The following is a 25,035-nucleotide window of genomic DNA, read 5'->3' as shown; positions in this document are numbered from 1 at the left end:
GCTCTAGGTTGGTCGGCTCAATTCACCCCAATGAGCCTATGATGGGAGATTTCATGACCACAGTTAAAACCGGAGACACGGTCCGCATCCACTATACGGGAACGCTGAAGGACGGCAGCCGGTTCGACAGCTCTGAGGGGCGTGAGCCGCTGGAATTTACCGTCGGGTCGGGCCAGATCATTCCCGGGCTCGACATCGCGCTGCCCGGCATGGCGATGGGCGAGGCGAAAACCGTCGAAGTGCCCTGCGCCGAGGCCTATGGGCCGGTGAACCCCGACGCCCGCCAGGCGGTGCCGCGCGCGGGCATTCCGGCGGATATCCCGCTCGATCCGGGCACGCAGCTTCAGATGCAGACCCCTGAAGGCCAGGTCGTGCCGGTGGTTGTCGTAGAGGCAAACGAAGAGACTGTGACGCTTGACGCGAACCATCCGCTGGCGGGGCAGGATCTGATCTTTGCCATCGAACTGGTCGCGATCAACCCGTAAGATCGCTTCGGCCCCGGTCATCGGGCCGGGGCCATTCCGCCATGGCCCCTGGATGCGCGCTGTGCTGATATATGCATCGAGCCGCGCGAAGGGAGAACGTGATGTCGGAAAAGCTGAATGAGTTGTTGGTGCGTCTTCACGAGATCGAGGAGGCGGTCCAGCAGGAGGTTGAAAAGGGCCGGGCAGAATTCCGCTATCGCGTCGATCACGGGCGGGTGAAATTCGATGCCGAAATCCATCGTCGCCACCGTGCGCTGCGCGAAGGCTGGATCAGCTTTCTGTCGCGGACCCGGTTTTTGGTCGTGTTGACTGCTCCGGTGATCTATTCGCTGATCATCCCCTTCGTGATCCTCGATATCTTCGTGACGCTCTATCAGGCGATCTGCTTTCCGGTCTATGGCATTCCCAAGGTGCGCCGGCGCGACCACATTGCCATAGATCGCCAGCATCTGGCCTATCTCAACGGGCTGCAAAAGCTGAATTGCGTCTATTGCGGATATGGCAACGGGCTGATTTCCTTCGTGCGCGAAGTGGCGGCGCGTACCGAAAGCTATTGGTGCCCGATAAAGCACGCGCGACGACTGTCCGGCACCCACAGGCATTACAGTGATTTTGCCGACTATGGCGCGGCAGAAACCCTGCGGCAGGATTGGGAGGCCTCGCGCGAGAAGGTTCAGAAGGGGGAATGACCGCCTCTTGCGCTTCGGTCGCTGTCGCGATCTGATAAACGTCCGAAGGAGGAGCGGAGATGCGGGATTTATGCAAGCGGATCGGAATCGACTGGCCGATCTTTCAGGCGCCCATGGCGGGGGTGTCGACCCCGGCGATGGCGGCAGCGGTGTGCAGGGCTGGTGGCCTCGGGGCGCTGGGGCTCGGTGCTTCGACGCCGGAGGTCGCGCGGCAGGCGATCCGTGCCACAAGGGCGGCGACCGACCGGCCCTTCAACGTCAATCTGTTCTGCCATTCGCCGGCGCGTGCCGATGCGGGGACCGAGGCGCGGTGGCTTGCTGCGCTGGCGCCGCTGTTCGCGCGGTTCGGGGCTGAACCCCCGGTCGAGCTGTCGGAAATCTACCGCAGCTTTCTGGTCGACGACGCGATGCTGGCGGTCTTGCTGGAAGAACGCCCCGCCGTGGTCAGTTTCCATTTCGGCCTGCCGGATCGCCGGCGGATCGCCGCGCTGAAGGCGGCGGGTATCCTGCTGATGGCTTCGGCGACCTCTCTGGCCGAGGCGCGCCAGGTCGAGGCCGCCGGCATCGACGTGGTGGTGGCGCAGGGGTATGAGGCCGGCGGGCATCGCGGCATCTTCGATCCAGAAGGCTCTGACGACCGGCTGGGAACGCTGGCGCTGACGCAGATTCTGGCGGCATCTCTTTTCGTTCCGGTGGTGGCGGCCGGCGGTATCATGACCGGCGGCGGCATCGCTGCGGTGCTGGCGGCGGGGGCGTCGGCGGCGCAGCTTGGCACCGCCTTCATCGGCTGTCCCGAAAGTGCTGCCGATGCGGCCTATCGTGCGGCGCTGAGCAGCGAGAGCGCGACACATACCCGGATGGTCGCGGCGATCTCCGGACGGCCGGCGCGTTGCCTGCAGAACCGGTTCACCGATTGGGCGCAGGCCCATGCCGATCTGGTCCCGCCGGCCTATCCGATTGCCTATGATGCCGGCAAGGCGCTGAATGCGGCGGCCAAGGCCGAAGGCGAAACCGGGTTTGGCGCCCAATGGGCCGGGCAGGGGGCGCCGCTGGCGCGGGAGCTGCCGGCAGCCGATCTGGTGGCGCAACTCGTCGCCGAAATGCAAAAGGCGCGGGGGGAGTGATCCGCCCGCGCCTTTCCTCCCCGTATGAGGGGACGCTTAGAGGTTTTCCGCTTTGGGCATGCCCAGCACGTGATAGCCGCCGTCGACGCGGATGATTTCGCCGGTGGTGCAGGCACCGGCATCCGAGGTCAGATAGACTGCAGTGCCGCCCACAGCATCCAGCGTCGCGTTCGATCCCAGCGGGGCGTTGTGATCGGTGAAGCGGTAAGTCTTGCGTGCCCCACCGATGGCGGCGCCTGCCAGCGTCCGCATCGGGCCGGGCGAGATTGCGTTGACGCGGATGCCATCGGGGCCCAGATCGGCGGCCAGGTAGCGGGTGAGCGATTCCAGCGCCGCCTTGGCGGCCCCCATCACATTGTAATTCGGCACCACGCGGGTGGAGCCCTGATAGGTCAGCGTCAGCAGCGTACCGCCGTTGCCCTTCATCATCGGATAGGCGCGGCGCGCTACCTCGATGAAGGAATAGGCGCTGACATCCATAGAATGTTTGAAATTCGCCCGGGTGGTGTTGAGGATCCGGCCCGTCAGTTCCGATTTATCGGAATAGGCGATGGCATGCACCAGAAAGTCGATGGTGGGCCAGCGGGAGGCCAGTGCCGCGAAGCCGGCATCAAGTGATGCGTCATCGGTCACGTCCATATCGACCATGAAATCCGATCCGACCTGCGCCGCCAGCGGTTCCAGCCGCTTGCCGAAGGCCTCGCCCTGATAGCTGAAGGCAAGCTCCGCCCCGGCCTCGTGCATGGCCTTGGCGATGCCCCACGCAATCGAGCGGTCATTGGCGACGCCCATGATCAGCCCGCGTTTGCCCTTCAAAATGTCCGACATGTTCTGAGTTACCCGTGATATTTCGACAGGATCATGGATCCGTTGGTGCCGCCGAAGCCGAAGCTGTTGGTCATGACGCTGTCGAGCCCGGCATTCAAGACTGTTTCAAGCGCAATTTCGCCGGGATGGATCGCGGGATCCAGTGTTTCGACGTTGATCGAGGGAGCGATAAAGTCATGTTCCAGCATCAGCAGGCAGAAAATCGCCTCCAATGCACCGGCGGCACCCTGGGCGTGCCCGGTCATCGACTTCGTCGAACTGATCGGCGGCGTATGGCCTTCGCCGAAGAGGCGGCGCACCGCCTCGACTTCACCCACATCGCCGACCTGGGTCGAGGTGCCATGAGCATTGATATAGCCGATCTTGCGATTCTCAGGCAGGGTCTGCATCGCCAGCCGCATGGCGCGTTCGCCGCCCTCGCCCGAAGGCGCCACCATGTCATGGCCGTCGGACGTCGCAGCGTAACCGGTCACCTCGGCATAGATCTTGGCGCCGCGGGCCTTGGCGTGCTCCAGCTCTTCCAGCACGACGATACCGCCGCCGCCAGAGATCACGAAGCCGTCGCGGCTTTGGTCGAAGGCGCGCGAGGCGGTCGCCGGGGTATCGTTGTATTTCGAGGACATCGCGCCCATGGCGTCGAACAGGCAGGACAGGGTCCAGTCCAGTTCCTCACCGCCGCCGGCGAACATCACGTCCTGCTTGCCCATCATGATCTGTTCGGCGGCATTGCCGATGCAATGCAGCGAGGTCGAGCAGGCCGAGGTGATGGAATAGTTGATGCCCTTGATCTTATAAGCGGTCGCCAGATTGGCCGAGATCGTCGAGGACATGCATTTGGGCACTGCGAAGGGCCCGATTCGCTTGGTGGCGCCGGTGTTCAGTACGCTTTGATGCGCCGTCAGCATGGCGCTGGTCGAGGGCCCGCCAGAGCCAGCCACAAGCCCGGTGCGCGGGTTGACCACATCGGCCTGGCCCAGCCCCGCATCGGCGATGGCCTCGGCCATGGCGATATAGGCATAGGCGGCCCCGGGTCCCATGAATCGCAGCACGCGCTTGTCGATATGCTGGCTGACATCGAGATCAATGGCTCCGGCGACCTGGCTGCGGAAGCCATGTTCGGCCATTTCCGGGTTCGCGGTGATGCCGGATCGTCCGGTTTTCAGCGACTCCAGAACCTCAGCGGCATTGTTCCCGATGGAGGAAACGATCCCAAGCCCTGTGACGACGACGCGACGCATCGGCGGTCTCCTCGTAATATGGCGCGAAAGCGCGGTCGGGCACGACGAATCGCCGGCCCCGTTTCAGGCGATCTTAGGTGCCCGCGGCGGACAGACCGACCTTCATTCCCTTAACCGAATAAATCTCTTCCCCGTCGGCGACAACCCGGCCGTCGGCAACGCCGAGTTTCAGCTTGCGGTCGATGACGCGGACGAAGTCGACATAATAGGTCAGCATCTTGCGGGCGGGGGTGACCATGCCGGTCAGCTTCACCTCGCCAACGCCGAGCGCCATGCCCAGCCCCTTCATGCCGCGCCAGCCCAGGTTGAACCCGGTCAGCTGCCACAGCCCGTCCAGGCCCAGACAGCCCGGCATGATCGGATTTCCGGGGAAGTGGCATTTAAAGAACCACAGGTCGGGGTGGATGTCGAATTCCGCCACCACATGACCTTTGCCGTGCTCTCCGCCGTCGGCGCTGATCTCGGTGATGCGATCCATCATCAACATCGGCGGTTCGGGCAGCTGCGCGTTGCCGGGGCCGAAAAGCTCCCCTCGGGCGCATTTCAGCAAGTCCTCTTTTTCAAAGCTGCTGGCGAATTGGGCCATTCTGCCGCGTCTCCCTTGGCGCGTGGTGGACATTGACGGTCCCTCTAACACCCGTCGGAAGGGTCCTGCAAGTCTGCTGCGCGGGGCGCGCTCTTTCAGCGCAGAAGGTGTTGCGGGCTTGTTGCGATTGAAAATCATTTGTGTTTCACGAGGGCCGCCGCCTATATATACGGTCATCATGATCAACGGAGCCGCAAAATGACGTCGGACACGACGGCATACGCCACGGAAACGGAGTTTGCGACAGACTGGTTGTCTGGCGCCGGGCTGCGCCCAACCCGGCAGCGGCTGGCGTTGGCAGAGCTTCTGATCGGCGATGGTCAGCATCGTCACGTCACGGCCGAGAGCCTGTTCGAAGCCGCCAAGGCCAAAGGGGCAGCGGTGTCGCTGGCCACGGTCTACAACACGTTGCGCGCCTTCTGCGAGGCCGGTGTCCTGCATGAAATCACCGTTGATGGATCGAAAAGCTATTTCGATACCAACACCCACGACCACCCGCATTTCTATTGGGAAGACGAGGGTCGGCTGTCGGATGCTCCGGCGGATCAGTTGCAGATCAACTGCCTGCCCGAGATTCCCGACGGGGCTGAGATTGCCGCGGTCGAAGTGGTGATCCGTCTGCGCCGCAAGCGCTGAGGCGCGGCGCCAGAGTGGGCGCCATCCATCTCCGTCACTTTAACCGGGCGGGCGATGCCGTCTGAACCCGGCGCCCCGGTAGGGGAGGGCCAAGCGTTGCCCGCGCTTGACAGGGGCGTCGCGGAGCGGCGCGATCTGGCCGGGGGGATTGCGGGCCTGACATGGGGCGGGGAGGATGCTCTTGTTGCAGCAAGGGAAACGCCCCGAGACGGAGCTTGCGCGCCGGGGAGCGATTGGTCAAGCTGAGGTATGGCAACGATCCGGGTCCCTACGCAGTTCGGTGTGCTTTCCGTCACGGCGGAGGGCGAAGCGATCGTGCGCGTGACCTGGGACGCTCAGGCAGAGGGGGAGCAAAGTGCCCTGTTGCGCGAGGCTGCGGCGCAGATTGCGGCCTATGACGCCGGGCGGTTGATCTGTTTCGATCTGCCGCTGCGAGTTGAGGGAACCGCCTTTCAGTGCGCTGTCTGCGATGCAATGGCGGCGATCCCCTTCGGCGAAATCCGAACCTATGGCGATATCGCGGCAGAGCTGGGCGCGCCCGCGCGTGCGGTGGGCGGTGCCTGCGGTGGAAATCCGATCCCGGTGCTGATCCCCTGCCATCGGGTAATGGGCGCCGGTGGCCGTCTGACCGGGTTCTCTGGCGCCGGCGGGGTCGAGACCAAGCTGGCGCTGCTGCGGCACGAGGGCGCGGGCGGCTTTCTGATCTGAGCACCGATCCCCGTTGCATTTGTCGCCGCCGCACAGCAGGTTAGGCGAGATTCCGAGGAGAAGGATACTCAAGATGAGCGAGACGGCAGAACGCGCGGCACGCAAGAAGGTGATCGTGGAGCAGCTGATGGCGCTGGAGGCGAACGAGCTTGAAGAAGCCGAAGCGCATCAGGAAGCCTTTGTGAAGGAAAGCATTCTGGGCGCGGGGGAAGAACATGACACCGGCGATCTGGCCGCCTCGCGCGAAAGCGCCGATCTGGCGGCGGCCTTCGATCACCCGGTGATGACCCATCACGCCAAGATCGACGTGATCGAGAACATGGATTTCGCCCCGACCGATGTGGTTGCGCCCGGGGCGGTGGTGTCCTTCGGCGGCAAATGCCTGATCGTCGTGGTCTCGACCCACCGCTTTGACGTCGACGGGGTGACCTATATGGGGATCTCCGAAGAAAGCCCGATCTACAAGGCGATGGCCGGACTGAAGGCGGGCGAAAGCTTTACCTTCCATGGCAAGGACATCACGATCGAGGATGTCCTTTGATCCGGTGATGGAATTTACCCGGTCTGCCCATGGCGGGCCGGGATCACCTGTTGGGCGATGCCGGCGAACAGCAGGTAGACGGTTGTCAGCAACAACCCCCAATGGGCCCAGCTTTCAGGGTGGAAATCGACCAGTGCGGCCCAGCCGGCGAAGAAGGTCCAGGCCAGGGCCATCGGCAGGGTCACGGCGCGCCAGCGTTCGGTCCGCACCGGATGGACGAATTTCAGCGGCAGGAACATCGCCACGGCCAGGGCCGCGACAAAGGCCAGAATCAGCCAGAAATTCGGCTCCAGCGCGAAGATCACCAGCACTGCCATGTTCCAGCAGCCGGGAAAGCCCTTGAAGGAATTGTCCTTCGTCTTCATCCGGGTATCGGCGAAATACATGGCGCTGGTGAAGGTGATCACGATGATCGCCACCCAACCGGTCCAGCCATCCATCAGTCCGGATTTGAACAGGGCAAAGGCCGGGATGAACACATAGGTCAGATAGTCGATGATCAGATCGAGCAGCACGCCGTCGAATTCGGGGGCGAAGCGTTTGACATGATAGCGGCGCGCCATCGGGCCGTCGATGCCGTCGACGAAGAAGGCGACGACCAGCCAGAGGAACATCAGGCTCCATTTCTCCTCAACTGCGGCGAGCATCGCCAGCATTGCGAAGACCGCGCCGGTGGCGGTGAAGAGGTGGACGGTGAGGGCGCGGATCTGTGGAGTCATGACCCCGTCATGCCGCAGATCGGGAAAAAGCGCAAACAATTGCGACTGGGAAAACCTGGGCAGTCGCGGCATCGCGTCGGGGCGTTGCCTCTTGGGGGGGGGCTCGGGGGCGCGGTGCTGCCGTCACGCCTTGGGGTGGGTCCGGTCATAAACTTCCATCAGCCGGGCGGTGTCGACCGCGGTATAGGCCTGCGTGGTCGAGAGCGAGGCGTGGCCCAAAAGTTCCTGAATCGCACGCAGATCGCCGCCAGCCTCCAGCAGGTGGGTGGCAAAGCTGTGGCGCAGGGCGTGCGGCGTGGCGGTGGCGGGCAGGCCCAGCTGCATCCGTACCTGCGCCATCACGCCCTGGATGCTGCGGGCGTTCAGCGCGCCGCCCCGAACGCCGCGAAACAGCGGCGCGGCGGGCTCCTTCGAATAAGGGCAGAGGCTCAGGTAATGATCGACCGCACCGCGTGCCGCCGGCAGTACCGGCACCACGCGTTCCTTCTGTCCCTTGCCCAGAATGCGCAGTGACGGCCCCAAGGGGGCGTCAGCGCCGCTCAGCCCCAGCGCCTCGGAAATACGCAGCCCACAGCCGTAGAGCAGCGTCACCACCGCCACGTCGCGGGCCGCGACCCAGGGGGTTTGTGATTGCATCTCGACCGTGTCGATCACCGCGCGTGCGGCGTCGGGGGCCAATGGCCGCGGTAGTTTCTTCTGGAATTTCGGAGCCCGCGCCGTCAGCACGGCGGTTGGATCGAACCCTTCGCGTTCGGCCAGCCAGCGATAGAAGCTTTTCACCGCGGACAATTTGCGGGCCAGTGAGCGGGCGGAAATTCCGGTGCTGCGGGCCTGCGCCATCCAGGCGCGGATTTCCGGTGTGGTGACCCGCTCCAGCGCCCCCAGCCCCTGCGGGCCGCCGCGATGGACAGCCATGAACGACAGGAAGCCGGCCACATCGGTGCGATAGGCCGCAAGCGTATGATCCGAGGCATCGGCCAGCGCGCCCTGGCGATCCAGCCAGTGCTGCAGCGCGTCGCGGCAGGCCGGAGAGATCTCGAGGCTCATGCCAACCAGAGGCGCATCCTGCGTTCGAAGACCCCCGCGAAGAAGGCCAGCAGGTCGGTGCCATGTTGCGGGGTGAACTGATGCGGGTCTTCCGATCCCATCACCAGCAGGCCGGGTAGCCGCCCGGCGCCGAAATCCAGCCGCAGGCAGGCTTCGGATCGCATCCAGTCGGCGGCGGGGCCATAGAGCCGGTCCGACCCGCGCTGCAACTGGCGCAGGGTCACCGGGCGCGGCTGGCTGGGGCGGCCGTGGCTGATATAGCGGTCGACAAAGCCGGCCTCGGCCACGGTAAGTACACTGTCGAGCCGGCTGATCGCCGGATCTTCAGTGCCGTTTTCGTTGGATTCGAGCACCAGCCGGATCGCGTCGATGCGCAGGATCTCTGCCACCTCGCCGCCCAGATCCCGCAGGAAGACCTCGAATTCCATCGGCTCCAGCAGGCGAAGGATGGCGCGGTGGATGATGTTGGTGCCGGCGAGGTTGTCATAGGCTGCAGCGATGACACTGCGGTGAGTATCCTCCAGCCGGTCGAGCCGCGCCTCCAGCCGGTCCATGGCGATGCCGCGCAGGTCGACGATATTGCCGCCCATTGACCGTTCGTTGGCGTCGATCAGCGCATGCATAAGATCGCGGTCTTCGAGAATCGCGTCGGGACGGGCAATGATCGCCGCGCGGAGAGTATCATCGAGTTTCGGGCTACTGCTCATGTCGGCCTCGTGTCGTCTGGAGGCGTTATAGCATGGGTTTCCGGGATTGCCCGGGAAAACTGCAGGTCCGGACTTGGGTCTGGCGAAACCATGCGCAGTCGTGGGGTCGGGACCTTGCTGCCGGCGAAAGGACGCCCGCCTGGGGGCAACGGCCCCAGGCTATCGCGGCACCGAGGGGCGCCAAGCCCGCGCAGAAGGCCGGAACCGGCCGCCTGCGCGGGCCCTTTGTCTTACAGGATCTTCTGGCCGGTCTTGGCCCAATCGGCCATGAAGGTGGCCAGGCCCTTGTCGGTCAGCGGGTGGCTGGCCATCGCCTTGATCACTGCGGGCGGCGCGGTGATCACATCGGCGCCGATCTTGGCGCATTCGGTGATGTGATTCACCGTGCGGATCGAGGCGGCGAGGATCTCGGTCTCGAACCCGTAGTTGTCATAGATGGAGCGGATATCCTCGATCAGTTGCAGACCGTCGAGGTTGACGTCGTCCAGCCGCCCGATGAAAGGCGAAATGAAGCTCGCCCCCGCCTTGGCGGCCAGCAGCGCCTGGTTGGCCGAGAAGCAGAGCGTCACATTGACCATGCGGCCTTCGCCCGACAGCACCTTGCAGGCCTTAAGCCCGTCCCAGGTCAGCGGCACCTTGACGGCGATGTTCTCGGCGATCTCGGCCAGCTTGCGGCCTTCGGCAATCATCGCGTCGGCCTCGGTGGCGACGACTTCGGCCGAGACGGGCCCCGAGACCAGATCACAGATCTCCTTGGTGACCTCGAGGATGTCGCGGCCCGATTTCATGATCAGCGACGGGTTGGTGGTGACCCCGTCCACCATGCCCAGCTCGTTCAGCTCGGCAATGGCGTCGATCTCGGCGGTGTCGACGAAGAATTTCATAAGTGCCTCCTTTGATGGGTTGGCCTTGGTTCAGCTTGGCTTTACCCCATAGGGCGGAATGCGAAAAGCCCCGGCGGCGGGCGGAAGACGGATTATGGCGGCAGAGCGGGACATGTTCGACCAAGGCGATCTGGTGGCGGTGCAGACCACCCAGCCGCTGGACCGCACGCTCGATTACCGCGCGCCCGAGGGCGGCTGCGTCACCGGCGATTTCGTCGAGGTGCCGCTGGGCCCGCGCAAGGTGCTGGGCGTGGTCTGGGGGCCGGGGCGCGGCGATTTCGACCGGTCGAAAATCCGCCCCGTCAACCGGGTGCTCGACGCCGCGCCAATGCGCGAGGAGCTGCGCCATTTCCTGACTCGCGCCGCCGATTACACGCTGACACCGATGCCGGCGATGCTCCGGCTGGCGACCCGGGCGCCGGGGTTGGGTGATCCGCCCTCGATGCGCAAGATTTACCGCAAGGGCGGTGCCGCTCCCGACCGGATGACCGATGCGCGCCGCCGGGTGCTCGAGGTGCTGGAGGAATACGGCGGGCTCGCCTTCACTCTGCATGAACTATCGGAAATGGCCGGTGTGACCACCTCGGTCATCAAGGGGCTGGTCAAGCTTGGCGCCGTGCGGGAGGAGGACTCTCCGCGCGATCTGCCGTTTCCGCCGATGGACCCCAGCCTGCCCAGCAAGGAACTGACAGAGGATCAGGCCGCTGCCGCCGCCGCGCTGCGCGAACATCTGCGATCGGGGCGTTACGGTACCACCCTGCTCAAGGGGGTGACCGGATCGGGCAAGACCGAGGTTTATATGGAGGCAGTCGCCGAATGCCTGGCGATGGGCAAGCAGGCGCTGGTGCTATTGCCCGAGATTGCCCTGACCGCCGGCTTCATCACCCGGGTCGAGGCGCGCTTTGGCGCGCGTCCCGCCGAATGGCATTCCGGTGTGACCATGACCGAACGCCGCCGCATCTGGCGCATGATCGGCCAGGGTGGCGCTCAGGTGGTGGTCGGGGCGCGATCTGCCCTGTTCCTGCCATTTCGTGAACTGGGGCTGATCATCGTCGATGAGGAGCACGACAGTTCTTACAAGCAGGAAGACGGTGTCCTTTATAATGCTCGCGACATGGCGGTGCTGCGCGCTGCCGGCGCCGGCGCCCGGGTGGTGCTGGCCAGCGCCACGCCGTCGCTGGAAAGCTGGGCCAATGCCGAGGCCGGAAAATACGACCGGCTCGACCTTAAGGCGCGGTTCGGTGCTGCCGTGCTGCCGGAAATGCGCGCCATCGACATGCGCGCCGAAAAGCTCCAGCCCTCGACCTGGATTTCCCCCAGCCTGCGCCAGGCGGTGCGGGCGCGGCTGGAGGCGGGCGAACAGTCTCTGCTGTTTCTCAACCGTCGCGGCTATGCCCCGGTCACCATCTGCCGCGCCTGCGGCCACCAGATCGGCTGCGATCACTGCGACGCGCGGATGGTGGAGCACCGGTTCCAGAATCGGCTGATCTGCCACCAATGTGGCGAGACCAAGCCGATGCCGACCGTCTGCCCCTCCTGCGGGGTGGAGGGCAAGCTCGCCCCCGTGGGCCCTGGTATCGAGCGGCTGGCCGAGGAGGCGGCGGCGGCTTTCCCCGAGGCGCGTTTGGCGGTGCTCAGCTCCGATCTCTTCGGCTCGGCCCGCGCCCTGAAGGAGAAGATCGAGGAGATCGCCGCCGGCGCCGCCGATATCGTCATCGGCACCCAGCTGGTCGCCAAGGGTCATAACTTTCCACTCCTGACCCTGGTGGGGGTGATCGACGCCGATCTCGGCCTGCAGGGATCGGACCTGCGTGCCGCCGAACATACCTTCCAGCTGATGCGCCAGGTCGCTGGCCGCGCCGGGCGGGCGGAGCTGCCGGGCCTGGCGCTGTTGCAGACCTTCCAGCCGGAGCACCCGGTGATCCGCGCCATCCTCTCGGGCGACGAGGAAGGTTTCTGGCGTGCTGAGGCGGCGGAACGTCAGGCCGCCGGCGTGCCCCCCTATGGGCGGATGGCTGGTATCGTGATCTCCGGCTCCGATCTGGCGGCGGTCTTCGATCTGGGCAATGCGCTGGCGCGCAACGATGCGCCCCTGCGGGCGATCGGCGCCCAGGTCTTCGGTCCGGCGCCGGCGCCGATCGCCCGGGTCCGTGGTCGCCATCGCATCCGGTTGCTGATCAAGGCCGCCAAGGGGGCGCCGCTGCAAGAGGCGATCAGCCGCTGGCTGGCGCCCCTGCGTCTGAAGGGCGATCTGCGCCTCGCCGTCGATATCGACCCGCAGAGCTTTCTCTGACCGCTCCGGCCCTCGCAGAGCTGCCGCCTTTTTCTGGCTGGAAATATCCCCGCCGGAGGCTCCCGCAGCCTGCCGTTGGCTCGTTGGCAGATAGGCTGGGCTTTCAGTCCCTCATCGGCTGCCTTGCATCCGGGCGCCGGCATGGCGGTGCGGCAGATGTCAGGGCGCCTTGTTTCCCGGCCGGCCTCGATCGCCGGAAGGAGAGGGAAAATGCATGTCGAAAGCATCATGTTGCGCGACGCATCATTTTGCATCTCGTCAGATCTTGCAAACCGGCGTAAGAGCGAGTTCATGAGACCTGTCGTGACCCTTGCCGAGGCCCGCGAGCTGCCGCTCTGGCGTCGTCCCGCCGCTTTGCTGTTCCTGATGGCCCTGGCAATGCCGGTGGCCTTTTCCACCTGGTCCGCCCTGCTGAACAACTTCGTCATCGAAGTGGCGAGGTTCAACGGCAGCGATATCGGCTGGCTGCATACGATCCGCGAGATACCGGGGTTCCTGGCAATTGGCGTGATCGCCGTGCTGCTGATCGTGCGTGAACAGGTGTTGGCAGTGATATCTCTTGTCCTGCTGGGGGTGGCGACGGCGCTGACCGCCTATTTCCCCTCGCTCGGTGGCATTCTGATCATCACCTTCCTCAGTTCGATCGGCTTTCATTATTACGAGACGGTGAACCAGTCGTTGCAACTGCAATGGTTGCCGAAGGATCGGGCGCCCAAGATGCTGGGCTGGCTCTTGACGGCGGGATCGGGGGCCACCTTGGTCTCCTATGCGGCGATCGTGCTGCTGTGGGAGCCCCTGGGGCTGACCTATAACATCGTCTACATGGTGGCTGGTGGCGCCACGGCGGTGGTGGCAGTGCTGGCCTATTTGCTGTTCCCGCAGTTCAAGGCGGATACGGTACAAAGCAAGAAGATGGTGCTGCGCCGGCGTTACTGGCTCTATTACGCGCTGCAGTTCATGGCCGGGGCGCGGCGGCAGATCTTCGTGGTTTTTGCCGGCTTCATGATGGTCGAACGTTTCGGCTTCAACGTGCATGAAGTCACCTCGCTCTATATGATCAACCTCGTAGCGAACATGATCTTCGCGCCGCTGGTGGGGCGTGCCGTGATCCGATGGGGCGAACGGCGGGCGCTGATCTTCGAATACGCCGGGCTGGTGATGGTGTTCCTGGCCTATGGTGGCATCTATTTCTTCGGCTGGGGCGTGGTGCTGGCCGCCGCGCTCTACGTGATCGACCATATCTTCTTTGCCATGGCGCTGGCGTTGAAGACCTATTTCCAGAAGATCGCTGATCCGGCCGATATCGCCCCCACTGCGGCGGTGGCCTTTACCATCAACCACATCGCGGCGGTCGTGTTGCCGGCGACGTTGGGCTATCTGTGGATGGTCTCGCCGGGTGCGGTCTTCGGACTGGCGGCGGGAATGGCGGGCGTGTCGCTCTGCCTTGGACTGCTGGTGCCGCGGCACCCCGAGCCGGGGCATGAAACCCGGCTGAGCCGTGGGTTGGCACCGTCGGCCGCGGAATAGCTGTCATCCGGTGAGGCGCGCAGCATGCTTGACGTCGCGCCCGCGCGGCCCTAGGCCCGGCGCGACAGTTATCAGGAGTTTCCGATGCCGACCTTTACCGCCCTGACCACCCTGACCGGAAAGAAACAGGCCGAGGCGCTGGCCGAGGCGATGGAAGGCATGGAGCCCGAACCTACCGGCGTCGGTGTCTTCGAACTTGAGGACGGGTCGGGCCTGTGGGAAGTCGGCGGTTATTTCACCGAAAGCCCCGATACGGTCGAACTGGCGCTGCTGGCGGCGGCCTATGGCGCGAAGGATTTCGCGATCTCGGAACTGCCGGAAACCGACTGGGTTGCCCATGTGCGCCGCGAACTGGCCCCCGTCGAGGCCGGGCGGTTCTTCCTTTACGGCAGCCACGATGCCGACAAAGTGCCCGCCGACCGCATTCCGCTGTTGATCGAGGCCGCAATGGCCTTTGGCACCGGCCACCACGGCACCACTCTGGGCTGCCTGCGTGCGTTGGACCGGCTGGTGACGCAAGGGTTCAAGGCCGACAAGGTTGCCGATATCGGCTGCGGCACTGCCGTGCTGGCCATGGCCGCGGCGCGGGTCTGGGACGGCACCTTCATCGCCAGCGATATCGACCAAGTCGCGGTGGATGTGGCCGAGGCCAACCTCAAGGCCAATGGCATGGAGGGGCAGGTGCATTGCGTCGAGGCCGCCGGCTTCGCTCATCCCGATATCGAGGCAAACGCGCCTTACGATCTGATCTTTGCCAATATCCTCAAGGGGCCGCTGGTCGCCCTGGCCCCTGATCTGGCGGCGCATCTGCGTCCCGGCGGCTATGCGATCCTGTCGGGGCTGTTGAATGAGCAAGCCGATGAAGTGCGTGAGGTTTATTTCCAATCCGGTGTCAATTTCGTCGAAGACGAAAGGATTGGTGACTGGACTACGCTGCTTTTGCAAAAGACGGCGTAAATCGGGCGGGTTTTAGAATAATTTGAGATAATTGCTCGATTTCTGCCATACTTCAGCCTGACCTTTGCCCCACCGACAAGCGGGGCTCTCAAAGGAGAGGCCGCCGTGGTGCATCAGGAGATCGAGTTTCATCACCGCGTGGAGCGGTTGAACCGCAAGCGTCAGGCACTGCGGCACGGTGCCGATGCCTGTCTGCGCGCCGACGGTTTGCTGATCGCCGCGCCGCGTCGCCGCCGGTCGGGCCTGCCGCTGAAGGGGCTGGTGCTTTGCCTGCTTGTGTTCTTGTTGTTCAAGGCGGGGCTGATCGCAGCTGTCGGGCCGGTAACCTATGACAGCCGGGTCGATCGTCTGGCGCGGGGCACTCTGGCAGAGGCCGCAGGGGCCTGGGTCATGCGGCGTGAGCCATTGTCGGACCGGGTCGCGCAGGAAATCCGCAGCTGGACGTTCTGAATTCTCCACCTTTCCCAGGTCGCCAAGCGCCGGATTGCGGTGGGGCCCCCTAAAAACAAGGAAACGCCGCGCGACTTCTCTGGTCGCGTGGCGTTTCGATTTTGCCCCGGAGCCCGGGGCCGCAGCACTTTGGGCCTGTCTTACGACAGTGCTTTACGCTGGGCGACGAACTCGATGTCGGCGCGATTCAGGCCGATGTCTTCCAGCTCACGATCGCTCAGAGCAGAGAGCGCGTTGCGAGTAACGCGGGTGTCGTTCCAGGATGCAACAGCGGCGATCACGTTGCAGATAACAGCGCCGATACGGCCGAACAGGGCGGCCGAGCCATAGGTAGTGCGGTGGGAGTCGAATGCAGCCATTTGACCAGGTCCTTCTTAACAAGAGTGAAGTGTGTTTCGTTTCTGCGGCGCACATAATCTGACCAAATTGAGTGCGCAATCTGGGCTGTCTGCATAGTTCATATGCGATTTGTGCATGACTTCTGCGTTGCAGCGAAGCGCTGTGAAACAGCCTGCGAAACTGCGAAGAAACCGGCGTGTGTTCGATGCGGCGGGTCTTGTGGTCGAAGAAACGAGCGTATCGTGCGATATTGCGCGGAAATCTTCTCCGAGCTTTTTGGCGGGCCGAATTTCTTGGACGATGTTCGCCTTTCGTGCTACTGCATCCAAAAAGCAACAATACCGGGCGGAGCCGGGCAGGCATGCGGATTTTGGGCATTGATCCGGGGTTGAGAACCCTTGGCTGGGGCGTGATCGAATCGCAAAACGGGCGGCTCAGGCACGTTGCGAACGGGTTGTGCAAGTCTCAGGCCTCGGATGATCTGGCCGCGCGGTTGCTGTCGCTGCACCGGCAACTGGACCGGGTGATCGGCGATTTCGCCCCGGACGAGGCTGCGATCGAACAGACTTTCGTCAACAAGGATGGGGTGGCGACGCTGAAGCTTGGGCAGGCCCGGGGGGCGGCGCTGCTGACGCTTGCACAGGGCGGGCTCAGGATTGGGGAATATGCTCCCAACCGGGTGAAGAAGACGGTGGTTGGTGTGGGGCATGCGGCAAAGGAACAGGTAATTCACATGGTCAAGCTGCAACTCCCCGGGTGCGAGCCGGCGGGGCCCGATGCGGCCGATGCGCTCGCTATCGCGATCTGTCATGCCTATTACGGCGGCACCCATGGTGCGATGCGTCTGCGCGAGGTGGGCGCATGATCGGGCGGCTGACCGGGCGGATCGGCTACCGGGCCGAGGATCATGTGCTGCTCGATGTCGGTGGGGTCGGATATCTTGTTTATTGTTCCGACCGGACGTTGGCCACTCTGCCCGCTGTGGGGGAGGCCGTCTCTCTCTATACCGATCTGGTGGTACGCGAAGATTTGATGCAGCTTTTCGGCTTTCCGACGTTGGTGGAAAAGGAATGGCACCGCCTGCTGATGAGCGTGCAGGGGGTCGGCGCCAAGGTGTCTCTGGCGATCCTCGGCACGCTGGGGCCCGATGGCGTTGGTCGCGCCATCGCTCTGGGAGACTGGGCCTCGGTCAAGGCGGCCAAGGGGGTCGGCCCGAAGACGGCGCAGCGGATCGTGCTGGATCTCAAGGACAAGGCGCCGGGGGTGATGGCTTTGGGCGGTTCCGTCGTCGAAGCGATGGACGGGCCGGAGCCTGCTCCGGTGGTCGATGTGGTCGAGCCGACGGGGAGGGCGCCCAGAAAGCCCGCCGCCAAGCCCCGCGCGACCTCGGCCAGCGCGCAGGCGGATGCGCTGTCTGCCCTGTCGAACCTCGGTTACGGCCCGTCGGAGGCCGCGGCCGCAGTGGCGGAGGTCGCCGGAGACAACCCCGAGGCAAATGAGGCCGCGCTGATCAGGGCGGCCCTGAAGCTCCTGGCGCCGAAGGGATAGGGGATGCCGGATCTTTTCCATATTGCACCAGGCCATATTGGACCGGGGGAGCGGCCGGTGGCGGCCCGGTGTAAACGCCGGGCGGAACTTGTGACGCAGGTGACGACAGGATGACCGACCCCGACCCCACTTTGCGACCCGAGCCCTTGCCCGAGGATAATGATCGCGCGCTGCGCCCGCAGGTGCTGGATGATTTCATCGGTCAGGCCGAGGCGCGGGCGAACCTGCGCATCTTCATCCAATCCGCCCGCCAGCGTGGCGAAGCGATGGACCACACGCTGTTTCACGGTCCCCCGGGGCTGGGCAAGACCACGCTGGCGCAGATCATGGCGCGCGAGCTGGGGGTGAATTTCCGCATGACCTCGGGTCCGGTGCTGGCCAAGGCCGGCGATCTGGCGGCGATTCTGACCAATCTCGAGGCGCGCGACGTTCTCTTCATCGACGAAATCCATCGGCTGAATCCGGCGGTGGAAGAGGTGCTCTATCCGGCGATGGAGGATTACGAGCTCGATCTGGTGATCGGTGAGGGGCCGGCGGCGCGTACCGTGCGGATCGAGCTTCAGCCCTTCACCCTGGTCGGGGCGACGACGCGGATGGGGCTGTTGACCACGCCGCTGCGTGATCGTTTCGGTATTCCGACCCGGTTGCAATTCTACACCGAGGACGAGCTGTACGAGATCGTCACCCGCAATGCCCGCAAGCTGGGCGCGCCGGCCGATCCCGAAGGCGCCCGCGAGATTGCCCGGCGTGCGCGGGGCACGCCGCGGATCGCCGGCCGGCTGCTGCGGCGGGTGGTCGATTTCGCGGTGGTCGAGGGCGATGGCACCATCTCGCGCGAATTGGCCGACAGCGCGCTGACCAGGTTGGGGGTGGACCCGATCGGTCTTGACGGGGCGGACCGGCGCTATCTGGGCCTGATCGCCGAGAATTACGCCGGTGGCCCGGTGGGGATAGAAACCCTGTCGGCGGCACTGTCGGAAAGCCGCGATGCGCTGGAAGAGGTGATCGAACCCTATCTGCTGCAACAGGGGCTGATCCAGCGCACGCCGCGCGGCCGGATGTTGGCGCAGAAGGCCTGGGATCATCTGGGGTTGCCGATGCCCGCCTCCGGGCGGCAAAGCGATCTTTTCGGCAAGTGATGGCGGAACTGGCGAAGATCGTCAGGGGGCAGGTTGCGTGCATCTCCGCCGTCCGCTTCGGCCGCGCTCGCTAACTGGGGAGCCGTTGAAAGTTGGCGGCGGCCTGGCTGACGCTGATCGGTTGGGGACATGCAAGCCAGGGGGGGGGGCTTCTGGAGCAGGGGGCAGGGCTGCGGCTTCCGCCGAAAGGGTGAAACGCCCCTGCGGGGCGTGCCTCCGGCAGCCGTATTTCGGACGAAGAGAAGCTGAAGGCAGCGCCATATTGCCGCGATGCGGCGCCTCGGTTGCGGGCGCGGGCGCGGAGCGGTAGGACTGGGGGACGAATAAGGAGGCCCGGAAGTGACACCGCAAGAGATCGAGGCGTTGTTCACCCGCGAGAGCGGAGAATTCCTATTTGCGCGTTGGGGCCGGCCGATCGCCCCCATCGTCTTCGGGGTCGAGGATGAGACATTGAGTGTCGTCAAGGGGGCTTTCGAAGCGCTGGCGGCGCTGTCGGGTCACAAGCTGGCCGAGACCGACGCCGAGCTGGGCAGCAACTGCATGGTCTTTTTCTTCCGTGATTGGGCCGAGCTGCCGCAGGTTCCGGGGCTTGACGGTCTGTTGCCGGGCTTGGCCGATCTGGTGGCGCGTCTCGAGGCCGAGGGAGCCAATCAGTATCGTGTGTTTCGCTTCGATGCCGAGGGGGCGATCAAGGCGGCCTTTGTCTTTCTGCGGATGGACAAGGCGTTGTCGCGGCTGCCGGCCGAGGAGTTGGCCCTGGCGCAAGTGGCGCAGGTCTTCCTGCTCTGGTCGGAGGGGGCGTTTCGGGATCGCTCGCCCCTGGCCGTAGCGGGGGACACCATCATTCTGCGCCCGGAGGTCGCCGGGCTGATCCGGGCGGGTTATGATCCCGTGTTGCCGTCGGTGGCGCGCGATCCGGCCCATGCGTTGCGTCTGTTCGCCCGGATGGAGCCTGCCCTATGACAGCACATCTCTATTCCGTTCGGGTCTACTACGAAGATACCGATATGGCCGGGATCGTCTATCACGCCAATTACCTGCGCTATATCGAACGCGCCCGCAGCGATTGGGTGCGTCAGCTCGGCAACGATCAGAACGCCATGCGCGAGGCGGGCATCGTCTGGGTGGTGCGTAAGATCGAGGCGGAATATCTGGCGACCGCGAAATTCGAGGACGAGCTGATCGTCGAGACCCGTCTGCGGGAGCTGTCGGGGGTGCGGTTGACCATGGATCAGGTGGTCAAACGGGGGGATCAGCCGATCTTTACCGCCTCGGTTCTGGCTGTCTGCATGAATGCCGCCGGCAAGCCGGTGCGCCTGCCAGCGGAGATTCGCGCATTGTTGCAGGCGGACCTGGAGTAGGCGCGGGGGGAATGGCTTTTATCCACAGACTGCGCTAGACTCAGTACAAATGGGCCGGCGCAGAATCCGGCCTAGGAGACATGAGCAGGCTTATGGAAGCAGACACTCTGGCGCTGGCGCAGCAGATGGATTTCTCGCTGTGGGCTCTTTTCGCGCGGGCCACCTTGATCGTGAAGCTGGTGATGGGGGTTCTGATCCTCGCCTCTTTCTGGTCCTGGTCGATCATTTTTCAGAAACTTATCGGCTATCGCACCGCGCGGGCGGAGGGCTCGGCCTTTGACGAGGCCTTCTGGTCGGGCGAGCCGCTTGATGGCTTGTTCGATGAGATCGGACCGCAGCCCCAGGGCGGGGCGCAGCGGGTGTTTGCCGCGGGCATGGTGGAATGGCGGCGCTCGCATCGCAATGATGGTGGCTTGATCGCCGGGGCACATGCCCGGATTGATCGCAGCATGGATGTGGCCATCGCCAAGGAGGCGGAGGCGCTGCAAAAGGGCTTGCCGGTGCTGGCGACCGTCGGCTCGACCGCGCCCTTCATCGGATTGTTCGGGACTGTTTGGGGCATCATGCACGCCTTTATCCAGATCGCTGCGCAGCAGAACACCAACCTTGCCGTGGTGGCGCCGGGCATCGCCGAGGCGCTTCTGGCCACTGGGCTGGGGCTCCTGGCGGCGATTCCGGCAGTGATTTTCTACAACAAGCTGAGCGCGGACAGCGATCGTATCATCGGCGGCTATGAGGCCTTCGCTGATGAATTTTCGACCATCCTCAGCCGTCAGCTGGACGCCTGATCCATGGGTGCAGGGGTTCAGGCGCAGGACGCGGGCGGCGGGCGCCGCCGCGGGCGCGGTCGGCGCCGGGCACGGCCGATGGCCGAGATCAATATCACGCCGTTTGTCGACGTGATGCTGGTTCTGCTGATCATTTTCATGGTGGCCGCGCCGCTTCTGACCGTGGGGGTGCCGGTCGAGTTGCCGAAGACTGCCGCCAGCGCCCTGCCGAGCGAACAGGAAGAGCCGCTGACAGTCACCATTACTGCGGCGGGTGAGATACAGATCCAGACCACGCCGGTGCCCCGTGACGAATTGATCGGCAAGCTGCGCGCCATTGCCGCCGAGCGCGGCAGCGATCGGGTCTATCTGCGCGCCGACGGGTCCATTCCCTATGAGACCGTGATGCAGGTGATGGGCGCGCTCAACGCAGGCGGGTTTTCCAATGTCGGACTGGTAACCGATACCGGCGGGCCGACGCTGGACAAGGCCGGGTGAGCGAAGGTGCAGACAGGCACCAAAATTTCGGCGGTCGTCCATGTGACGCTGCTGGGCTGGGCGTTCCTCGGGGGCGTGTTCCGGTCTGATCCGAAACCTTTCGAGGTGCAGGACGTGACCGTGATCAGCGCCGAGGAATATGCCGCGCTTTCGGCGCAGCAAGCCCCGCCGGCCATTGCCGCAGAGGTGAGCATGCCCGAGGCCACGCCTGCGCCCGACACCGAGGTGGCGGCGCCTGAGCCTGTGCCGGAAACCCCGCCGACGCGACCGATCCCGCCGAAGCCTGCGCCAGAGCCAGAGCCCGTTCCGGCCCCCTTGCCGCCGCCAGTCGCACCAGTGCAGCAGCCGGCCCCGAACGAGACTGCCTCGGTCGTGGCCGAAGCGCCGCGTCCGCCGGCACGCCGGGTCGAACGGGTGGCGCCCGAGGCCATCGCGCCGCCGCCACCTGAGGCGGAGCCTGATCCCGTGCTGCGCGAGGAGGTGATCGCCGAGGCCGCGCCTTCGGTCGAGACACCGCGCGAGCAGCAGCAGGCCACGGCGCCGGAAGAGGCCGTGACCGAGATTACGCCCGAGACCACCAGGGAGCCCGAACCGCAGGCTCTGGCACCGAGCGCCTCGCCGCGGCCGGCAACCCGGCCACAGCGCCGGCCCGAGGGGCCGGTCGAGACTGCGGCGGCGGAGGCGCCCAAGCCAGACACTCCGAAGCCGGAGACCCCGAAGCCGGCGGTCAGCAAGCCCGAGACGCCGAAACCGGCAACCCCGGCGGAAAGCGCCGCGACGCGTAGCGGTGTGGCCTCGGCCCTGGCCGAGGCAATGGGAGGGGCGGGCGAAACCCGTGCTCCGGCGCGCGGCGCCCCGGCCGGCCCGCCGCTCAGCGCGGGCGAGAAGGAATCGCTGCGCGTCGCGGTCTCGGCCTGCTGGAACGTCGGGTCGCTGTCTTCGGCAGCGCTTTCGACCACGGTGACTGTCGCGGTTTCGTTAACACCGGACGGTAAGCCCGAAATCGGCACGATCCGGATGGTCGACAGTTCCGGTGGCGATGAAAGATCGGCAAAACAGGCATTCGATGCCGCGCGGCGGGCAATCATCCGCTGCGGGTCGAAAGGATACACGTTGCCGGCAGACAAATACGACCAGTGGCGCGATATTGAGATGACATTCAATCCGGAGAGGATGCGGATCAAATGACCAGACTTCTGCTGACTGTCTTGCTGGGCTGGGCAGTGTTGACCCAGGCGGCCGCGGCGCAGAACGGCCCCCTGCGGATCGAGATCACCGAAGGGGTGATCGAACCGATGCCCTACGCGGTGCCCGACTTTGTGCCCGACACCCCGGCCGCGGCAGATCTGTCGCGCGAATTGGGGCGGGTGATCGCCGCCGACCTGTCGGGAACCGGCCTGTTCCGAGAGGTCCCGGCCAGCGCCTATATCAGCAAGATCGATAATTTCGACGCGCCCATCCAGTTCGCCGACTGGAAGGCGGTGAATGCGCAGGCGCTGATCACTGGCGCGGTGTCCGTCTCGGGCAGCCGGCTGACGGTGCGGTTCCGGGTCTGGGATGTGTTTTCCGGTGCCGAATTGGGCAGCGGGCTGCAGTTCTCCGGCACCTCTGAGGGCTGGCGGCGGATGGCCCACAAGGTGGCCGATGCGGTTTATAGCCGGATCACCGGCGAGGGTGGCTATTTCGACAGCCGGGTTGTCTTCGTGTCCGAGAGCGGGCCGAAGAACGATCGCAAGAAACGGCTGGCGATCATGGATTACGATGGCGCCAACGTGCAGTATCTGACCGATAGTGCCTCGATCGTGCTGGCGCCGCGGTTCTCGCCCACCGGCGATCGGGTGCTCTATACCAGTTTCGAGACCGGCTTTCCGCGCATCTATGTGCTGGATGTGGGGCAGGTGAAGCGTCGGGTGCTGGAGACCCGCGAGGGCACCATGAGCTTTGCGCCGCGGTTCTCGCCGAACGGGCGCACGGTGGTGTTCTCGCTGGAGCAGGGCGGTAATACCGATATCTATGAAATGGACATCGCCTCGGGGCAGCAGACCCGGTTGACCAATGCGCCGTCGATCGAAACCGCGCCAAGCTATTCGCCCGATGGCAGCCAGATCGTGTTCGAAAGCGATCGGTCCGGCACCCAGCAGCTTTACATCATGCCGGCGCGTGGCGGCGAAGCGCGGCGGATCAGTTTCGGCCAGGGCCGTTATGGCACGCCGGTCTGGTCGCCGCGCGGTGACATGATCGCCTTCACCAAGCAGAACCAGGGCCGGTTTCACATTGGTGTGATGCGTACCGACGGCTCCGAGGAACGGCTGCTGACTGCGTCGTTCCTGGATGAAGGCCCGACCTGGGCACCCAATGGCCGGGTGATCATGTTCACCCGTGAAAGCAAGGGCGCCGCCGGCCAGGCGACGCTTTACACTGTCGACATCACTGGGCGAAATCTGCGTCCCGTGCGGACCCCGGGCGGGGCGTCTGATCCGTCATGGTCGCCCTTGCAGAACTGATGCCCACGTTCACAACATCCCCCGCCTGTGATAGAAACGCAGGCAAGACTAAGAATTCCAGAGAGGCAATCGGCATGAAATCCCTGAAGTTTACGATGCTGGCCTGTGCTGTCGCGGCAGTGGCGGCCTGCTCGAATGCGAAGAATGAAGGCATGTATGGCGACGGCAGTGGCGGTTATGGCAGCGGCTATGGCAATGGTGCCTCGGGCCTGCCCTCGGACCCGCATTCCGCCGCCTATTTCCAGCAGGCCGTCGGTGATCGTGTGTTGTTCGCCGTTGACCAGCAAAGCCTGAGCGACGAAGCCCGCGCCACCCTGACCGCCCAGGCGGACTGGCTGACCAAGAATCCCGATTTCACCGCCGTGATCGAAGGTCACGCCGATGAACAGGGCACCCGGGAATACAACCTTGCGCTCGGCGCCCGCCGTGCCAATGCGGTACGCGAATACCTGATCTCGCGCGGCGTGTCGGGCAGCCGCCTGAAGACGGTGAGTTACGGCAAGGAACGCCCGCTCGAGATTTGCAGCGCAGAAAGCTGCTATGCCAAGAACCGCCGTGCGGTGACTGTGCTGGCCTCCGGGCTGACCGGGTAAGACGAAAGAGGATCGGTGATGCGTGTTCTGGTTCTGCTGGCCCTGTCGGCGCTGATCGTCGGGCGTGCCCTGCCGGTCAGCGCGGCGGGGGATGAGACGCTTGCCGATATCCGGCAGGAGCTGAACGTTCTCTACGTCGAGGTCCAGCGCCTCAAGCGGGAGCTGTCCACCACCGGGGCGCCGCAGACCCAGATCTCGGGCAATACCGTGTTGGAGCGCGTCGCCGATATCGAGAGCGAGCTGCAGCGCTTGACGGCCAAGACCGAACAGCTCGACCACCGGGTCAACCAGGTGGTCGAGGACGGCACCAACCGGATTGGAGATCTCGAATTCCGCCTGGTCGAACTCGAAGGGGGCGATGTCTCTCAACTGAAGGAAACCACCACACTGGGCGGCGAGATGCCGGCCGAGGCTGCAGCGCCGGCTGCGGTCAAATCCGCCCCTTCCGGCGAGGTGGACGAAAGCCAGCTTGCGGTGGGTGAAAAGGCCGATTTCGATGCTGCGACCGCGGCCTATGACAGCAAGGAATATGCCCGCGCCGCCGAGCTTTACGCGGCGTTCAACCAAACCTATCCGGGCAGCCCGCTGTCGCCGCGGGCCAGTCTGAACCGCGGCCATGCCCTGGATGCGCTCGGGGACACCCGAGAGGCGGCCCGGGCCTATCTGGCCGCCTTCACCGCCGAGGATACCGGCCCCGCCGCGCCTGAGGCGTTGTTTGAGCTGGGCGCCGCGCTGGGGCGGCTTGGGCAGGGGGCGCAGGCCTGTGTCACTCTTGGTCAGGTCAGTGCGCGTTTCCCGGCCTCCAGCTTCGTCAGCCGTGCCCAAACGGAGATGACGGCGCTGAACTGTCAGTGAGCTCGTGACCCG

29 protein-coding genes are annotated in these 25,035 nt (G+C 64.7%); 21 read left to right on the top strand and 8 right to left on the bottom strand.

The window, feature by feature from the left end; translation table 11 throughout:
- The first annotated feature begins 53 nt into the window (after window positions 1–53).
- The 3 genes from G455_RS0103100 (at window position 54) to G455_RS0103090 (ending at window position 2,298) form a co-directional block, all read left to right on the top strand.
- A complete protein-coding gene (locus tag G455_RS0103100) occupies window positions 54–485 on the top strand; it encodes an FKBP-type peptidyl-prolyl cis-trans isomerase (RefSeq protein ID WP_028092338.1) in 432 nt (143 codons plus the stop codon).
- A 101-nt stretch (window positions 486–586) separates the two neighbouring features.
- Entirely contained in the window at window positions 587–1,174 is a 588-nt protein-coding gene (locus tag G455_RS0103095; RefSeq protein WP_028092337.1) for a hypothetical protein, read from the top strand.
- Between the two features lie 59 nt (window positions 1,175–1,233).
- Entirely contained in the window at window positions 1,234–2,298 is a 1,065-nt protein-coding gene (locus tag G455_RS0103090) for an NAD(P)H-dependent flavin oxidoreductase (RefSeq protein ID WP_028092336.1), read from the top strand.
- A 36-nt stretch (window positions 2,299–2,334) separates the two neighbouring features.
- Here the strand turns inward: G455_RS0103090 and G455_RS0103085 are convergent, their stop codons facing one another.
- From G455_RS0103085 to fabA, 3 genes are all read right to left on the bottom strand, one after another.
- Entirely contained in the window at window positions 2,335–3,126 is a 792-nt protein-coding gene (locus tag G455_RS0103085; protein WP_028092335.1) for an enoyl-ACP reductase FabI, read from the bottom strand.
- An 8-nt stretch (window positions 3,127–3,134) separates the two neighbouring features.
- Window positions 3,135–4,364, bottom strand: a complete 1,230-nt coding sequence (gene fabB, locus G455_RS0103080) for a beta-ketoacyl-ACP synthase I (RefSeq protein WP_028092334.1) — start codon at window positions 4,362–4,364, stop codon at window positions 3,135–3,137.
- Window positions 4,365–4,437: 73 nt separating this feature from the next.
- Window positions 4,438–4,950, bottom strand: a complete 513-nt coding sequence (gene fabA, locus G455_RS0103075; RefSeq protein WP_028092333.1) for a bifunctional 3-hydroxydecanoyl-ACP dehydratase/trans-2-decenoyl-ACP isomerase — start codon at window positions 4,948–4,950, stop codon at window positions 4,438–4,440.
- 198 nt (window positions 4,951–5,148) lie between these two features.
- On the opposite strand from fabA, the gene irrA reads away from it, so the two are divergent.
- The 3 genes from irrA to G455_RS0103060 all read left to right on the top strand — a co-directional run bounded on the left by irrA (window position 5,149) and on the right by G455_RS0103060 (window position 6,835).
- Window positions 5,149–5,586: an iron response transcriptional regulator IrrA gene (gene irrA, locus G455_RS0103070; protein ID WP_028092332.1), complete on the top strand. Its 438-nt coding sequence runs from the start codon at window positions 5,149–5,151 to the stop codon at window positions 5,584–5,586.
- Between the two features lie 249 nt (window positions 5,587–5,835).
- Window positions 5,836–6,294, top strand: coding sequence for a methylated-DNA--[protein]-cysteine S-methyltransferase (locus tag G455_RS0103065; protein ID WP_028092331.1), 459 nt, complete (start codon window positions 5,836–5,838; stop codon window positions 6,292–6,294).
- Between the two features lie 73 nt (window positions 6,295–6,367).
- A complete protein-coding gene (locus G455_RS0103060) occupies window positions 6,368–6,835 on the top strand; it encodes a hypothetical protein (protein WP_028092330.1) in 468 nt (155 codons plus the stop codon).
- A 14-nt stretch (window positions 6,836–6,849) separates the two neighbouring features.
- Here the strand turns inward: G455_RS0103060 and G455_RS0103055 are convergent, their stop codons facing one another.
- The 4 genes from G455_RS0103055 to fsa all read right to left on the bottom strand — a co-directional run bounded on the left by G455_RS0103055 (window position 6,850) and on the right by fsa (window position 10,192).
- Window positions 6,850–7,554: a CDP-alcohol phosphatidyltransferase family protein gene (locus G455_RS0103055; RefSeq protein ID WP_028092329.1), complete on the bottom strand. Its 705-nt coding sequence runs from the start codon at window positions 7,552–7,554 to the stop codon at window positions 6,850–6,852.
- A 123-nt stretch (window positions 7,555–7,677) separates the two neighbouring features.
- The gene (locus G455_RS0103050) at window positions 7,678–8,601 is read right to left on the bottom strand and encodes a tyrosine recombinase XerC (RefSeq protein ID WP_028092328.1); all 924 of its coding nucleotides are present in this window, start codon (window positions 8,599–8,601) and stop codon (window positions 7,678–7,680) included.
- A complete protein-coding gene (locus G455_RS0103045) occupies window positions 8,598–9,308 on the bottom strand; it encodes a DUF484 family protein (RefSeq protein ID WP_028092327.1) in 711 nt (236 codons plus the stop codon). The genes G455_RS0103050 and G455_RS0103045 overlap by 4 nt, the downstream gene beginning before the upstream one ends.
- A gap of 230 nt (window positions 9,309–9,538) precedes the next feature.
- Complete coding sequence (gene fsa / locus G455_RS0103040) at window positions 9,539–10,192, bottom strand: fructose-6-phosphate aldolase (RefSeq protein WP_028092326.1); 654 nt, start codon at window positions 10,190–10,192, stop codon at window positions 9,539–9,541.
- A gap of 112 nt (window positions 10,193–10,304) precedes the next feature.
- Between fsa and G455_RS0103035 the strand changes: the two genes are divergently transcribed.
- From G455_RS0103035 to G455_RS0103020, 4 genes are all read left to right on the top strand, one after another.
- Complete coding sequence (locus tag G455_RS0103035) at window positions 10,305–12,485, top strand: primosomal protein N' (RefSeq protein WP_407636233.1); 2,181 nt, start codon at window positions 10,305–10,307, stop codon at window positions 12,483–12,485.
- A gap of 291 nt (window positions 12,486–12,776) precedes the next feature.
- Window positions 12,777–14,012, top strand: a complete 1,236-nt coding sequence (locus G455_RS0103030; protein ID WP_028092324.1) for an MFS transporter — start codon at window positions 12,777–12,779, stop codon at window positions 14,010–14,012.
- A gap of 84 nt (window positions 14,013–14,096) precedes the next feature.
- Window positions 14,097–14,969, top strand: coding sequence for a 50S ribosomal protein L11 methyltransferase (locus G455_RS0103025; protein WP_028092323.1), 873 nt, complete (start codon window positions 14,097–14,099; stop codon window positions 14,967–14,969).
- Window positions 14,970–15,074: 105 nt separating this feature from the next.
- Window positions 15,075–15,419 (top strand): hypothetical protein, encoded by a 345-nt coding sequence (locus G455_RS0103020; RefSeq protein WP_028092322.1) that lies wholly within the window; start codon window positions 15,075–15,077, stop codon window positions 15,417–15,419.
- A gap of 140 nt (window positions 15,420–15,559) precedes the next feature.
- On the opposite strand, the gene G455_RS0103015 is transcribed toward G455_RS0103020, so the two are convergent.
- Complete coding sequence (locus tag G455_RS0103015) at window positions 15,560–15,778, bottom strand: DUF1127 domain-containing protein (protein ID WP_028092321.1); 219 nt, start codon at window positions 15,776–15,778, stop codon at window positions 15,560–15,562.
- Window positions 15,779–16,119: 341 nt separating this feature from the next.
- Here G455_RS0103015 and ruvC point away from each other — a divergent pair, with 341 nt between their 5' ends.
- From ruvC to ybgF, 11 genes are all read left to right on the top strand, one after another.
- Entirely contained in the window at window positions 16,120–16,623 is a 504-nt protein-coding gene (gene ruvC / locus G455_RS0103010) for a crossover junction endodeoxyribonuclease RuvC (RefSeq protein WP_028092320.1), read from the top strand.
- Window positions 16,620–17,306 carry a Holliday junction branch migration protein RuvA gene (gene ruvA, locus G455_RS0103005; protein WP_028092319.1) on the top strand — a complete coding sequence of 229 codons (687 nt, stop codon included), beginning with the start codon at window positions 16,620–16,622 and terminating at the stop codon, window positions 17,304–17,306. Before ruvC ends, ruvA begins: the two co-directional genes overlap by 4 nt.
- 110 nt (window positions 17,307–17,416) lie before the next feature.
- A complete protein-coding gene (gene ruvB / locus G455_RS0103000) occupies window positions 17,417–18,445 on the top strand; it encodes a Holliday junction branch migration DNA helicase RuvB (RefSeq protein WP_028092318.1) in 1,029 nt (342 codons plus the stop codon).
- 339 nt (window positions 18,446–18,784) lie between these two features.
- Entirely contained in the window at window positions 18,785–19,408 is a 624-nt protein-coding gene (locus G455_RS0102995; RefSeq protein WP_028092317.1) for a hypothetical protein, read from the top strand.
- The gene (gene ybgC / locus G455_RS0102990; RefSeq protein ID WP_028092316.1) at window positions 19,405–19,806 is read left to right on the top strand and encodes a tol-pal system-associated acyl-CoA thioesterase; all 402 of its coding nucleotides are present in this window, start codon (window positions 19,405–19,407) and stop codon (window positions 19,804–19,806) included. Before G455_RS0102995 ends, ybgC begins: the two co-directional genes overlap by 4 nt.
- Window positions 19,807–19,898: 92 nt before the next feature.
- Complete coding sequence (gene tolQ, locus G455_RS0102985) at window positions 19,899–20,594, top strand: protein TolQ (RefSeq protein ID WP_028092315.1); 696 nt, start codon at window positions 19,899–19,901, stop codon at window positions 20,592–20,594.
- Window positions 20,595–20,597: 3 nt separating this feature from the next.
- Window positions 20,598–21,071: a protein TolR gene (gene tolR, locus G455_RS0102980; protein ID WP_028092314.1), complete on the top strand. Its 474-nt coding sequence runs from the start codon at window positions 20,598–20,600 to the stop codon at window positions 21,069–21,071.
- A 6-nt stretch (window positions 21,072–21,077) separates the two neighbouring features.
- Entirely contained in the window at window positions 21,078–22,259 is a 1,182-nt protein-coding gene (locus tag G455_RS0102975; RefSeq protein WP_028092313.1) for a hypothetical protein, read from the top strand.
- Window positions 22,256–23,575, top strand: coding sequence for a Tol-Pal system beta propeller repeat protein TolB (tolB, locus tag G455_RS0102970; protein WP_028092312.1), 1,320 nt, complete (start codon window positions 22,256–22,258; stop codon window positions 23,573–23,575). The genes G455_RS0102975 and tolB overlap by 4 nt, the downstream gene beginning before the upstream one ends.
- A 74-nt stretch (window positions 23,576–23,649) precedes the next feature.
- Complete coding sequence (pal, locus tag G455_RS0102965; protein WP_028092311.1) at window positions 23,650–24,168, top strand: peptidoglycan-associated lipoprotein Pal; 519 nt, start codon at window positions 23,650–23,652, stop codon at window positions 24,166–24,168.
- An 18-nt stretch (window positions 24,169–24,186) separates the two neighbouring features.
- Entirely contained in the window at window positions 24,187–25,023 is an 837-nt protein-coding gene (gene ybgF, locus G455_RS0102960) for a tol-pal system protein YbgF (RefSeq protein WP_028092310.1), read from the top strand.
- Window positions 25,024–25,035 lie beyond the last annotated feature (12 nt).

Source organism: Pseudodonghicola xiamenensis DSM 18339, assembly GCF_000429365.1.
In the GTDB taxonomy this organism is placed as follows: domain Bacteria; phylum Pseudomonadota; class Alphaproteobacteria; order Rhodobacterales; family Rhodobacteraceae; genus Pseudodonghicola; species Pseudodonghicola xiamenensis.
Note: the sequence above shows the minus strand (reverse complement) of the source record. Positions and strands in the feature narration are given on the sequence as shown.